Here is an 11,937-nt window from a genome sequence, read left to right on the forward strand (position 1 = left end):
TCAACTATGCCAAGCGGGGGCACGGCACAGGCGATCGGGTCCTCGGCGGAGGCGATACGCCCCCGGATCTTTCGACGCGCGTCGGGCGCGGCTCCCGGTGAACCGCGAACCGGTCTGTGAGCAGCGCGGATGCCGTGCCGCGGAAGGTCATTCGAAGGTCTACCGGCCGTCACTCCGGCCCGGCACAATCGCCCCTATGACGATCACCACGGGCGCATCGCCGACGCCCACGCACAACACTCCCGTCGCCCTTGCGCGAGGGTTCCTGACGGGTGGTGTGCTCGGGGGGTCGCTGGCCGCCATCGTCGTCGGCGGCGTCATCGAGAACGTCCCGCTGTTCGTCACCGGGTGGGTCCTGCCCGCGGTGTACGGGCTGCTCTTCCTCGCCGGCCCGCCTCGGCGGGCCCGGGCCCGGGAGGCGGCCGTCGCGCCCCTCACGGCTCTGGCGATGATCGAGAGTCTGGAGGCCATCGGGCGTGAGTCGAGCGACGTACCGGTGCAGTTCGAACTCACCGTCGCCCCGGACGACGCGCCGGCGTACCGGGTGCGGATATCGCAGAGCATCAACCTCGTCGACCTGTCCGACTACCGGCCGCGCGGCATCGTGGTGGTCCAGTACCCGCCGGACCGTCCGTGGCGGGTGAGGATCGTCAAGCGGCCGACACCGGAGTGGGAGGACCGGGCGGCCGGAGCCCACATCGACTCGGTGCCCGGGCCGCCCGTACCGAGCGAGTCCCCGGAGGGGTGTGCCTACGGCTTCATCGGGCTCCTGGGCCTGTTGATCGGCGCGGCCGTCGTGATCCTGCTGTTCCGCGCGGACCTGTTCGACCAGGACGCCGGCGCGCGGTCGCCCTCCTCGACGACGCCGTCCGTCTCCTCCACGTCGTCTACCACGGTCGTGACGTCGGGGTCCGCCACGGTCGCCCTCGGGCCGGACCAGTCGTTCCTCGACAAGGGCGAGCTGCATCGGGCCATGGACTCGCTCACCAAGGGCAAGGCGAAGCGCCCGGCGCTCACCGTCGTCGTGCAGGAACGTCTGCTGTCGGTCGTGTTCGCTCCCTCCGATACGCAGGCCCCGCAGTTCGACCCGGGTTCCCTGCCCTTCGAACGTGTCCCCGCCCTGGTCAAGGAGGCCAGGACCACGCTCGGTGTCCGCTCCCCGCAGACCTGGCAGCTCACCGCCGACAACCTCACCGGCTCCCTCACCCTCCGGGTCGGCGTGACCGGCACGGAGGGAACGGCCTCACTGAAGGCGGACGGACAGGGCAAGGTCGTGCGGCGCACCCCGGCAGGCTGACCACCGGGCCTGTTGTTGTGTTTCGTCGCCCTGGAAGGCAGGAGCAAGACGTATGAGCTGGAACGACTGGCTGGCGCTGTGGTGCGGAGTGCTCGTCGTGGTGGCACTGATCGGGTACGGGCGGTCGCTGGCCGGGGTGACCCGGGCCCAGCGGACGGTCCGGGCCACAGGACGTATCGAGAAGGTGCGGGAACCCAGACACGGAAGTTCCCACCGGGAGGGGATATCCGTGGTCGTCTCCTTCCAAGACCCGTCCACCGGGCAGGAGTTCACCGTCACGAACGACGGCGAGCACGGCGAGAGGATCACAACAGCCTGGCCGGGCCGGGAGATCGGAGTCCACTACCCGCCCGGGAGACCGCACGCCTTCCGGTTCGTCATCGACCTGGAGACGAGCCGACACGGGCTCGGCTGGCCGAACTTCGCGGTTTTCCTGATCTACGTCGGACTGGTGGCCGGCGCCGCGATCGACCGGGGCTGGCCCTGGGCCCTGCTCGGCTTCGGAGTGCCCTGGACCGTCGCCGGCGCATTCTACCTGCCCCAGAACACACGCGAGACGAGACGCCATATCGACAGGCTGGCCGCCGCGGCCCCCGTCCAGGGCCGTGTCATCGCCGTACTCAAGGACGTCAGCACCGACGAGGACGGCCACACCTCCACCACCCACACCCCGGTCATCACCTTCACCACCCACGAGGGCACCGCCGTCACCGCCTACTACACCTCCGGGCCGCCGATCCCCGCCGACGCGAACGGCCGGGAGATCATGGTCCACTACGCCCCCGACGACCCTGCCGTCTTCACGCTGGACCTCGCGGCCGAACACCGCTCCCGGAGGGTGGACTTCGGCTGCAGCGTCCTGGCCCTTGCCGTCGGCGTGGCGGCGGCGGTTGCGGGAGCGGTCCTGCTGTGACGTCCGACGACTGCACCACCTTCTCCTCGATGGATCCACTCACGTTCGTCCACGAGGGCATCCACCCGCGGGTGGACCGTGGGGTGTTCGAGCTGTTCCGGCGGAGCAACCACGTCGTCATCGGGCCGTACCGGACACCGCTGAGTTGGGTGTCCGTGCGCGCCGAGGCCCGCAAGGGCGGTGTGACCCGGCTGCACTTCGGCCACGTGGAGCAGCCCGACGAACCGATCCACGCGAGCACGACGAGCTCCGGCCACCGGCTCGCCACCGTCGAGATCCAGACCGCCGACGAGCCCCTCTATCGTGCCTTCTTCACCGAACTCGCCCGTCTGTCCGACCGCCCGATCGCCGCGTAGCACCGGGCCGACCAACTGCCCCGACGGGCAACCGCACCCCCGCCGCCACAGCTCGGACTCGCACCGTGATTGGCTGACTCCGGCCACTCCGGCCGACGCGAAAGGACACCGCAGCCATGAGCCACGCATACGCCTACGAGTACAAGGTCGTCACCTTCAGGGAGTCACTCATCGGTGACGCGCTCGACAGCGACAAGCTGGAGAAGACCCTCAACAAGCATGCTGCGGAGGGCTGGGCGCTCAAGGCGATCACCGCCGCCGACGTGAAGGGCCGCATAGGTCCCGGCGCCGTCGAGGGCCTCCTCCTCACCCTAGAGCGCCCCCGCGCCTGACACCCTCGACACCAACTCGCCCGGCACGGACCTTTGTCGAGCGCGGCGTCACGGTGCCGCACGCAGTTGTACGGCCTCATGGCGCAGCGCCCGCACGGTGACCGTCACCTCCGGAGGGCAGTCGCGGAGCGTGACGGCGACCGCCGCTCGGCCGAGCCAGGCGGGGTCGTCGACCCGGACCGTGCGGACGCCGGCGGGGACCGCGGCGGCGGCCAGTTCGGGGAGTACGGCGATGCCGAGGCCGGTGGCGACAAGGCCGAGGCGGGTGGGCCATTCGCGGGCGGCGTAGGCGATCCGCGGGCGGTCGAGGGTGGGCCAGGCGCCGAACTGGGGGTCGTCGCGGAGGCCCTTGCCGACGATCCAGTGCTCGTCCCTCAGCTCGGGGACCGGGATGGTTCCGCGGCCGACGAAGCGGTGGTTCGCGGGGACGGCGAGCAGCAGACTGCCGTCGAGGAGCAGGTCGCGGCGGAGTCCCTCGAATTCGTAGGCGGGCAGGTCCGGTCCTACGGCGATCACGGCGACGTCGATGCGGTGAGCGCGGAGTTGGCGCAGCTGCGTGGGCGAGGACGCCTCAGTGAACTCCACGATCAGGCCCGGGTGTTCGTCCCGGAGGCGGGCCAGTGTTCTGGGGACCAGCACGGCCGCGGCCGAGGAGAAGGCCGCGATGACGACGCGTCCTGTCAGATGGTCCTGCAGCCCGGCGAGGTCCGTGCCGACGGCGTCGATCTCGTTGAGTGCCGTCGTGGCCCGGCGGGCGAGCATCATGCCGGCCGGGGACGGAGCCACTCCGCGGGCACCCCGTACGAACAGTGGTGTGCCCGCCGCTGCTTCCATCGCCGCCACCTGACGGGACACCGCTGACTGCGTGTACCCGAGTGCGTCGGCCGCGGCGGTGAACGATCCGGTGTCGACCACGGCCTGGATGACACGCAGGCCAGTGAGGGTGAAGTCGGCCATGCGGTCATCCTGACACATTCTGATACCGCATGTCTCTCATGCGAGACCCTCGCTGGTGGAATGCCTGGATCGGTCGCACGCTGGAAGAGCAACAGCAAGCGATCCATCTATCCGGCCATTGATATCCAGCTAGTGAGTGGGAGACAGTCGCCATGGCAAAGACATGGTTCATCACCGGCAGTTCGAGGGGCTTCGGCCGCGAGTGGGCGGGCGCCGCGCTCGAACGGGGCGATCACGTCGTCGCGACGGCTCGGGACATCGGCCAACTGACGCCCCTGGTCGAGCGGTACGGCGATGCGGTCCTGCCGATCCAGCTCGACGTCACCGACCGTGCCGCGGTTCATGCGGCGGTGCAGCGTGCCCACGCGCACTTCGGTTCGCTGGACATCGCGGTGAACAACGCCGGTTACGGGCACTTCGGCATGGTCGAGGAGCTGGACGAGGACGAACTCCGGGCCCAGCTGGAGACCAACTTCTTCGGTGCCGTATGGGTCACGCAGGCCGTACTGCCGCTCATGCGGTCGCAGGGATCGGGCAGGATTCTGCAGGTCACCAGCGAGGGCGGCGTGCGTGCCTTCCCCGGCATCGGCGCCTACCACGCCTCCAAGTGGGCCCTCGAAGGGCTGTCGGAATCCCTCGCGCAGGAAGTGGCCGCCTTCGGCATCCACATCACCAACGTCGAGCCCGGCCCCTACGCCACCGACTGGCTGGCCCGCGGGGCACGGCACAGTGAGCGGAACCCGGACTACGCCGAGGTCCACTCGGTCACGGCGCCGGAGTTCGAGGTCGGCGACCCGCGCGCGACCCGCGCCGCCATCCTGCAGATCGTCGATGCCGACAAGCCTCCGCTGCGGATCCTTCTCGGCAAGTCCTTCACGGATGTCGCCGACCTCTACGAGGAGCGCCTGAGCACCTGGCGGCAGTGGCAGCCGGTCTCCCTGGCCGCGTTCGGCTGAGCCCGGTTCAGGCTTCCCCGGGCTGAAGCGCGTACAGCTGCGGCAGGTTGACCACGATCGCCTCCTGGGTGCTGCGGGCGATGACGACCACGGCTTCCTCGGCCGGGTCCGGGTTCTCCTCGCGGTGCGGTACGAACGGGGGGACGAAGATGTAGTCCCCGGGCGCGGTGCGCAGGCGTACCTCCTCCGGCCGGGGGCCCCAGTCGTCGAGGAAGACGAACTCGGGGTGCCCGCTGACCACGTAGATCGCGGTCTCGGACTCGCCGTGATGGTGGTCGGAGGAAGAGGTGGCGGGGGCTACGTGGGTCTGGCCCATCCACAGCTTCTCGGAGCCGACCGTCCTGCCGCTGACGGCGGCGAACCTGCGCATCCCTCCGGTCTGCGCCGTGTCCCCGTCGAGGGCGTCGGCGCGGATGTGGTGGAGGCGGGTGTGCAGGGGGGCCGCCGGATGCCCGGGGTCGTCGTGGAGGTGGGGGTGGAAACCTTCGCCGGGGGTGGTCAGCGGCTCGCTCATGGTCGGGACGCTAGAGCCGCCCGGAAAAGGATGTCAAGAGGTGTCCATTGTCCTTCACCTGCGGCAATGTTCCCGCAATGTAGGAGGGGAACCGGCCGAGGCCTTCGTGGCGGGCACCCCGTCGGGCATGATGTGCGCATGCATATCTCCGCGAAGGCGGACTACGCCATGCGGGCCCTTTTGGAGCTCGCCCGCGAACCCGCCCGCCCGCTCACGTGCGAGGCCGTGGCCTCTTCCCAGCAGATCCCCTTCCGCTTTCTGAAGTCGGTCGTGGGCGAGTTGCGGAGGGCCGGCCTGGTGCGCAGTCAGCGCGGCTGCGAAGGCGGCTACTGGCTCGGCCGGCCGGCCGACGAGATCACGCTCCTCGATGTCGCGCGCGCCGTGGACGGCGAGTTGATCACCTTGCGGGGCGAGTCGCTCGCCGGGCTCGACTACCCCGGTCCCGCCTCCGGGTTGCCCGGGGTGTGGCGCCAGGTGGAGGCGGACGCCGCCGCGGTGTTGGGCGGGACGACCATCGCCGCGCTGCTGCCCGCTCCCGCTGAAGCGGGGGCGGGCGCGGAGTTGAGCGGGAAGGGCGCCGCGTGACGGTCCTGCCGGAGAGACCGGCGACGGCTGCGATGGGTGCGGTGGAGGTGGTCGAGTACACCGACCCGCTGTGTCCCTGGGCCTGGGGGTCCGAGCCCGTCTTCCGTCGCCTGCGCGCCGCGCTGGCCGGTCGGGTGCGGTGGCGTCGCGCGTACTGCATCCTCTTCGATCACGACGACGACCCGGCGCCCGATCCTGCGGCAGAGACCGCCTGGTACGCCCGGTACGTCGAGGACATCAGCGCCCATACGCGGGCCCCGCGGGCGCTCCGGCTGAGCCGTGTGGCGGCGAGTTCGTGGCCGTCCTCGCTGGTCGCCAAGGCCGCCGAGCTGCAGGGCGACGACGTGGCCGACCGGGTGCTGCGCCGGCTGCGGGAGACCGTATTCGTCCTCGGGGAACCGGCCGACACACGCCTACTGGCGCTGTCGGCGGTAACGGGCACGCCCGGTCTGGATGTTGAGCGGCTGGCCACCGACGCGGCGTCGGCCGTGGTGCTGGAGCGGGTGCGCGCCGATCGCGCCGAGGCACGTCGTCCGGTCGACGAGGTGCTGTCCGTGCACGACGGGTCACCGCATCCCGGCACCGCCAAGGAGACGGCCGACGGCCAATTCCGTTACGCGCTACCGACGGTGCTGGTCCGCGGCCCCGCCGGGTATCGCGTCGTGCCCGGCTGGCGGGCGTACGAGGAGTACGCCTCGGCGGTCGACGAGGTGTGTCCCGGGCTGCTGTCGGACCCTGTGGCGTCGGCTCCGGCGGAGGCGCTCGCACGGTACCGGAGCCTGACCGATCCGGAGCGCCGGCTGCTGACCCACGGTCCGTGGCCCCCGGCGGACGCCGTCCGCGTCGAGACGGGCAACGGGCCGCTGTGGCTGCACCCGGAGGAGGCCGCGGTGCACCCCGCCGTCGGCCGCGGCACTCCCTCCGCACCCTGACAGGCCGCTGATCAGCGGTCAGGCATCGACCCGTGATCAGCGGTCAAGGCCGTCCCGCCGAATGAGACACCAATTGGTGTCCATTGACAGGCGCCGACGGCGGGCCCCAGGATGTGCAGCATGCTCACGACGCACCCCGGTGTGGTGTGCCGCTACGTGGACCTGCGGCGCACCTGCAGCGCTCTCTGTCGCTGACCCGCCGCCCTCGGCCCACAGGCGCCTGACCCCGCTCTCGTAGGCACCGGCCACCCGCCGCGTGCCACCCAGCGCTCGTCTCCTCGCGCCCCTCGTTTCGCGCCTTCGTCGCTTCCTCCCCTCTCCTTCTGCTTCCCGGCTCTCCCCCGCGATCCGCCGACGCCTCATGTCCCGAGCGCGGCATGCCCAGATGTGCACCGAAGCCGCACCGGCATGTCCGTCCCGGCCTGAGCGTCGTCGGCTCCCGGGCGTGCCGCCCTCGCTCCCTTTCCGCTGCCCCTGCACGGTCCGGAGCCCTCGAAGAAAGAAAAATGATGTCCGGACGACTCACGCCCCGCAGCGACCGGGCGGCCTTCCGCCCCGGCCGGCTGCGCGCCGCCGCCCTGGGGACCGCCCTCGTCACCGTGCTCGTCCCCGCGCTCAGCGCCTGCGGCGGCGATGCCTCGTCAGCCAGTGGCAGCGCCACGCTGAAGTGGACCTCCTCCTACTTCCCCACCCACTGGGACCCGGTGGTCAGCGGCAGCGGCGCCCAGTTCCGCGAACTCTCCCTGGTCTACGCCTCGTTGACCCGCACCGACGCGACCGGCAAGGCTGTGCCCGACCTGGCCAAAAGCTGGGAGTACAACGCCAAGGGCGACCAGATCACGTTCCACCTGCGGCCGAACCTGAAGTTCAGCGACGGTGAGCCGGTCGACGCGGCAGCGGTGAAGGCCGCCATCGAACGGGCCCAGAAGCAGAAGAACTCGGCGCTCTTCGGCGACCTCACCTCGATCAAGTCGGTGGACGCCAACGGGCTGGACGCGGTGCTCCACCTCAGCCAGGTCGATTACCAGATCCCCCAGCTGCTCGGTGAGCGCGTGCTGCAGATCGCCAGCCCCAAGGCGGCCAAGTCCCCCGCCAAGCTGGACCAGAGCCCCGTCGGCGCGGGCCCGTTCACCGTCACCCAGCTCGTCCCGGGCACCAAGGTCCTCCTGAAGAAGAACCCGGACTACTGGGACGCCAAGGACATCCACATCGACAACGTCGAGCTGACCTCGGCCCCCGACGCCTCAACGGTCGTCTCCGGCCTCCAGACCGGCGTCTACAACTTCGCCGACATCGAGCCCAGTCAGGCCGAAGCCGCCAAGAAGGCCGGCCTCGACGTCTTCGTCCAGCCCGGCTTCAACGCCAACAACATCAGCCTCAACGTCAACAAGGCGCCGTTCGACAACGCCAAGGTCGTCGACGCGGTCCGCTACGCGATCAACCGCCAGGAGTTCGTCGACAAACTCACCTTCGGCTACGGCTCGGCGACCAACCAGCCGTTCCCCAAGGGCTATGTCGCCTACGACCCGCAGTCCGCGAACGACTACGCCTACGACCCGGCGAAGTCGAAGCAGCTGCTCTCCGAAGCCGGTTACAAGGCGGGCCAGATCAAGCTCAACCTCGTCATCCCGGCCGAGGATCCCCAAGCGGAGATCGTCCAGGCACAGTTGGCGAAGGTCGGCATCACGGTCGGCATCAAGGTCGACAAGAACTGGGCCACCCCGTTCTTCGCCAAGGACCTGACGCTCTCGATCTACGGGACGACAGGGCGTGACTCCGCCGCACAGACCCTCACCGCGCACTTCGGCCCGAACGGCCCGCTCAACCTCAGCTCGCCGTACGAGCCGTCCGGCTTCGAGGCGGCCATCGCCAAGGTCCGCCAGACCCCGCTGGACTCGCCCGACTACGCGAAGGTCCTCCAGGCGGCGACCCGGGCCGGCCTGCAGAGCAAGGCACTGGTCTTCACGTACTCGTCGCCCAACCTCATCGCCAAGAGCAAGTCCATCTCCGCCCTGCCCAAGAACCCGGCCCACATCGACTGGACCGGCGTGACCATCGGCGCCAACTGACACCCCGTCACATCCCGGACAGCCACTACAGAGAGGGGGCAAGCCATGACGACGACGGAGGCACCGGCCACACCAACCGACGTGCGTCACCCGGCCGCCACGACCAGGACGCGGCGCACGCTGGGCCGTGTCCTGGTCACCCTCGCCCGGTCGATCGCGATCTTCGTGCCCGTGTTCCTGGTCGCGACGTTCGTGACGTTCGCGCTGCGGTCACTGAGCGGGCTCAGCCCGGCGCGGATCCAGCTGGGCGAGGAAGCAACTCCCGAGGCGGTAGCCAGAGTTGAGGCCCAGTGGGGGCTCAACCGGCCCTTCCTGGTCCAGTACGTGGACTGGTTGGGCGGCGTCCTGCACGGGCAGCTCGGCACCAGTTGGACCAACGGCGCCGACATCTCCACCCTGATCGGCCTCGGCCTGGGCGTGAGCCTGTCGGTGGCGACCTTCGCGCTGATCATCGGCGTCGTCGCGGGCTTCGCCCTCGGCACGATCGCGGCACTGCGCCGCACCACCTGGGTCGACCGCGCGATCACGGGCTTCGTCACGGTGATCTCGGTGATGCCGGCCTTCGTCGTCGGCATCGTCCTGGTCGCGGTGTTCGCGGTGGGACGGCATGTGTTCCCGTCCGCCGGATACATCCCGGCGGCGCAGGGGTTCGGTCCCTGGCTCGCCCATATCACCCTGCCCGCCGTCGCGTTGAGCTTCGACGTCGTCGCCGATGTCGCCCGCCAACTGCGCACCAGCCTCATCGCGGCCTACCGCGAGAACTACGTGACAGGCGCGGTGGTACGAGGGCTCAGTCCACGCCGGATCTTCTTCGGCCATGTGCTGCGCAACGGCCTCGGCCCCGCGCTCGCCACGCTCGGCCTGAAGTTCCCCACACTGGTCGGCGCCTCCGTCGTCACGGAGTGGATCTTCGGCCTCCAGGGCTTCGGCCGCTTCGCCAACGACTCCGCCCAGGCCGGTGACGTACCCGCCGTACAGGGCGTGCTCGTGGTGTCGATCGTCCTGGTCGTCGCCTTCAACCTGATCGTCAACCTGGTGCTGGCGCGTGTGACGCCGGCGTCCCAGCGGGGGGTGTGACCATGGTGCGCCGCGTGCTCTCCCTGACGTCCGGCCGGATCGCGCTGGTGATCCTGACCGTGATCGCCCTGCTCGCCGTCCTCGGCCCGTTCATCGCGCCCCACAACCCTCTGGCCACCAGCTCCGACACGCTCGCCGACTCCTCGGGCGCCCACTGGCTGGGCACGGACTACCTCGGCCGCGATGTGCTGAGCCGACTGCTCGACGGCTCCCGGGTCAGCGTGCTCGGCTCGCTCGAAGTCGCCCTCACGGCGCTGGGCGTCGGGGCGATCCCCGGGATCCTGTCGGTCTACTTCGGGCGGGTCTTCGAGTGGATCACCCTCCGGCTGACCGACACACTGGTCGCCCTGCCCTTCCTGCTGTTCGCCGTCGCCGTGGTCGCACTGCTGGGCAACGGCATCACCCAGGCGATGCTGGTCACCGGGGTGCTGGTGTCGCCGCTGTTCTACCGGGTGGCCCGCGCCGCCACGCTGGCCGTGGCCCGCTCGCCGTACGTGGAGGCGGCGCTCATCTCCGGTGCGTCCATCGGCTGGGTCGTGCGCCGGCACGTCTGGGTCAAGGTGCTGCCGCCGATCGCGGTCGCGCTCGCCCAGACCATCGGCGTCGGCTTCGTCATCGTCTCGACGCTGACGTTCCTGGGTATCGGCGTCCAGCCGCCCGCGCCGACCTGGGGCGGGCTGCTCGCCTCCGACCTCGGCTATCTGACCCAGCAGCCGTGGGCGCCACTCGTCCCCGCCCTGCTGATCATGGTCACCGTCTGGGCCTGCAACCTCCTCGCCGACGCGATCCGCGACGTCTCAGGCGAGGCGGGCCGCGCCCTGGTCAACAACCGCAAGGCACGCGCCAATCGCCTCGCCGGGACCGACTCCGACGCCGACCTCGCTCACGTTCACGCCGGAGGTGCGTGATGGCAACTCTCTCCGAGAAGGTCCTCACCGAAGCTGAGCAGGACAGTAGTTCTGTAGTCGAGGAGCCCAACACCAGCACCGGCACCGGCCCGACCGAGCCCGTCCGTCAAGCCTCCCCCTCGACGCCCGTCCTGTCCGTACGCGACGTGCGCATCAGCGACCAGGCCGCCGGCGACGAGATCGTGCACGGTGTCAGCTTCACGCTCACGCCGGGCAGGGCCGTCGGCATCGTCGGCGAGTCCGGCAGCGGCAAGACCCTCACCTGCCGGGCCACGCTGGGCATCCTGCCCGCCCACTTCGAGGTCACCGCCGGCTCGATCGAGATCGACGGCCAGGACATCTCCGGCTTCTCGTCGGCGCAGTGGACGGCCCTGCGGGGCGCCACGATCAGCGCGGTCTTCCAGGACCCGGCGTCCTATCTCAACCCCTCGATCCGCGTCGGCGCACAGATCGCCGAGGTACTCCGCGTCAAGAAGGGACTCAAGCGGCGCGAGGCCCGCGAAGAGGCGATCGACCTGCTGCGCGCGGTGCACCTGCGGGACCCGGAACTGGTCTACAGCCAGTACACCTACGAACTCTCCGGCGGCATGCTCCAACGCGTCCTCATCGCCGCGGCGATCGCCGCCGACCCCCGCATCCTCATCGCCGACGAGGCCACGACCGCGCTCGACGTCACCGTCCAGGCCGAGATCCTCGACCTGCTGGCCGACCTGCGCGAACGGACCGGGCTGGCCCTCGTCCTGGTCTCCCACGACCTGGCCGTCGTCGCGCAGCTCTGCGACGAGGTGCTCGTCATGCGGCAGGGCGAGGTGGTCGAACAGGGGCCGACGCACGAGGTGTTGCACAAGCCCCGGCACGAATACACCCGGCTGCTGATCGCCGAGCACGAGCAGTACGGCTTGGACAAGTTCCTCGCCGCCGAGACCGCAGACGCCGTGGAAGAGGACGCGTGAGTTTCCTGAGTCAACCTCTATGCCGCCAAGGGCTCTTCAGCGGCTGTGCTGACCTTGTTGTTGGCTTGGTGGATGGAGGGGTCGTAGC

General features: G+C 70.1%; 13 protein-coding genes. 11 read left to right on the plus strand and 2 right to left on the minus strand.

The window, feature by feature from the left end; translation table 11 throughout:
* Positions 1-196 precede the first annotated feature (196 nt).
* The 4 genes from M2283_RS35450 to M2283_RS35465 all read left to right on the plus strand — a co-directional run bounded on the left by M2283_RS35450 (position 197) and on the right by M2283_RS35465 (position 2,898).
* Positions 197-1,297, plus strand: a complete 1,101-nt coding sequence (locus tag M2283_RS35450; RefSeq protein ID WP_280880573.1) for a hypothetical protein — start codon at positions 197-199, stop codon at positions 1,295-1,297.
* Positions 1,298-1,349: 52 nt separating this feature from the next.
* Entirely contained in the window at positions 1,350-2,210 is an 861-nt protein-coding gene (locus tag M2283_RS35455) for a DUF3592 domain-containing protein (RefSeq protein WP_280880574.1), read from the plus strand.
* Between the two features lie 29 nt (positions 2,211-2,239).
* On the plus strand, positions 2,240-2,566 hold the full coding sequence (locus tag M2283_RS35460; protein ID WP_280880575.1) for a hypothetical protein: 327 nt from the start codon (positions 2,240-2,242) through the stop codon (positions 2,564-2,566).
* Positions 2,567-2,682: 116 nt separating this feature from the next.
* Positions 2,683-2,898, plus strand: coding sequence for a DUF4177 domain-containing protein (locus M2283_RS35465; RefSeq protein WP_280880576.1), 216 nt, complete (start codon positions 2,683-2,685; stop codon positions 2,896-2,898).
* A 48-nt stretch (positions 2,899-2,946) separates the two neighbouring features.
* Here M2283_RS35465 and M2283_RS35470 read toward each other — a convergent pair whose 3' ends face one another.
* Positions 2,947-3,855, minus strand: a complete 909-nt coding sequence (locus M2283_RS35470) for a LysR family transcriptional regulator (RefSeq protein WP_280880577.1) — start codon at positions 3,853-3,855, stop codon at positions 2,947-2,949.
* Between the two features lie 152 nt (positions 3,856-4,007).
* Here M2283_RS35470 and M2283_RS35475 point away from each other — a divergent pair, with 152 nt between their 5' ends.
* On the plus strand, positions 4,008-4,811 hold the full coding sequence (locus M2283_RS35475; RefSeq protein ID WP_280880578.1) for an SDR family NAD(P)-dependent oxidoreductase: 804 nt from the start codon (positions 4,008-4,010) through the stop codon (positions 4,809-4,811).
* Between the two features lie 7 nt (positions 4,812-4,818).
* On the opposite strand, the gene M2283_RS35480 is transcribed toward M2283_RS35475, so the two are convergent.
* Positions 4,819-5,325, minus strand: coding sequence for a cupin domain-containing protein (locus M2283_RS35480; protein ID WP_280880579.1), 507 nt, complete (start codon positions 5,323-5,325; stop codon positions 4,819-4,821).
* Positions 5,326-5,463: 138 nt separating this feature from the next.
* On the opposite strand from M2283_RS35480, the gene M2283_RS35485 reads away from it, so the two are divergent.
* The 6 genes from M2283_RS35485 to M2283_RS35510 all read left to right on the plus strand — a co-directional run bounded on the left by M2283_RS35485 (position 5,464) and on the right by M2283_RS35510 (position 11,849).
* A complete protein-coding gene (locus M2283_RS35485; protein ID WP_280880580.1) occupies positions 5,464-5,910 on the plus strand; it encodes an RrF2 family transcriptional regulator in 447 nt (148 codons plus the stop codon).
* Between the two features lie 32 nt (positions 5,911-5,942).
* Entirely contained in the window at positions 5,943-6,842 is a 900-nt protein-coding gene (locus M2283_RS35490) for a DsbA family oxidoreductase (protein ID WP_280880598.1), read from the plus strand.
* A 509-nt stretch (positions 6,843-7,351) separates the two neighbouring features.
* On the plus strand, positions 7,352-8,911 hold the full coding sequence (locus tag M2283_RS35495; RefSeq protein WP_280880581.1) for an ABC transporter substrate-binding protein: 1,560 nt from the start codon (positions 7,352-7,354) through the stop codon (positions 8,909-8,911).
* Positions 8,912-8,956: 45 nt separating this feature from the next.
* Entirely contained in the window at positions 8,957-9,988 is a 1,032-nt protein-coding gene (locus M2283_RS35500) for an ABC transporter permease (RefSeq protein WP_280880582.1), read from the plus strand.
* A 2-nt stretch (positions 9,989-9,990) separates the two neighbouring features.
* Complete coding sequence (locus M2283_RS35505) at positions 9,991-10,896, plus strand: ABC transporter permease (protein ID WP_280880583.1); 906 nt, start codon at positions 9,991-9,993, stop codon at positions 10,894-10,896.
* Positions 10,896-11,849, plus strand: a complete 954-nt coding sequence (locus M2283_RS35510) for an ABC transporter ATP-binding protein (RefSeq protein ID WP_280880584.1) — start codon at positions 10,896-10,898, stop codon at positions 11,847-11,849. The genes M2283_RS35505 and M2283_RS35510 overlap by 1 nt, the downstream gene beginning before the upstream one ends.
* Positions 11,850-11,937 lie beyond the last annotated feature (88 nt).

It is taken from the genome of Streptomyces pseudovenezuelae, from assembly GCF_029892565.1.
Lineage (GTDB): Bacteria > Actinomycetota > Actinomycetes > Streptomycetales > Streptomycetaceae > Streptomyces > Streptomyces pseudovenezuelae_A.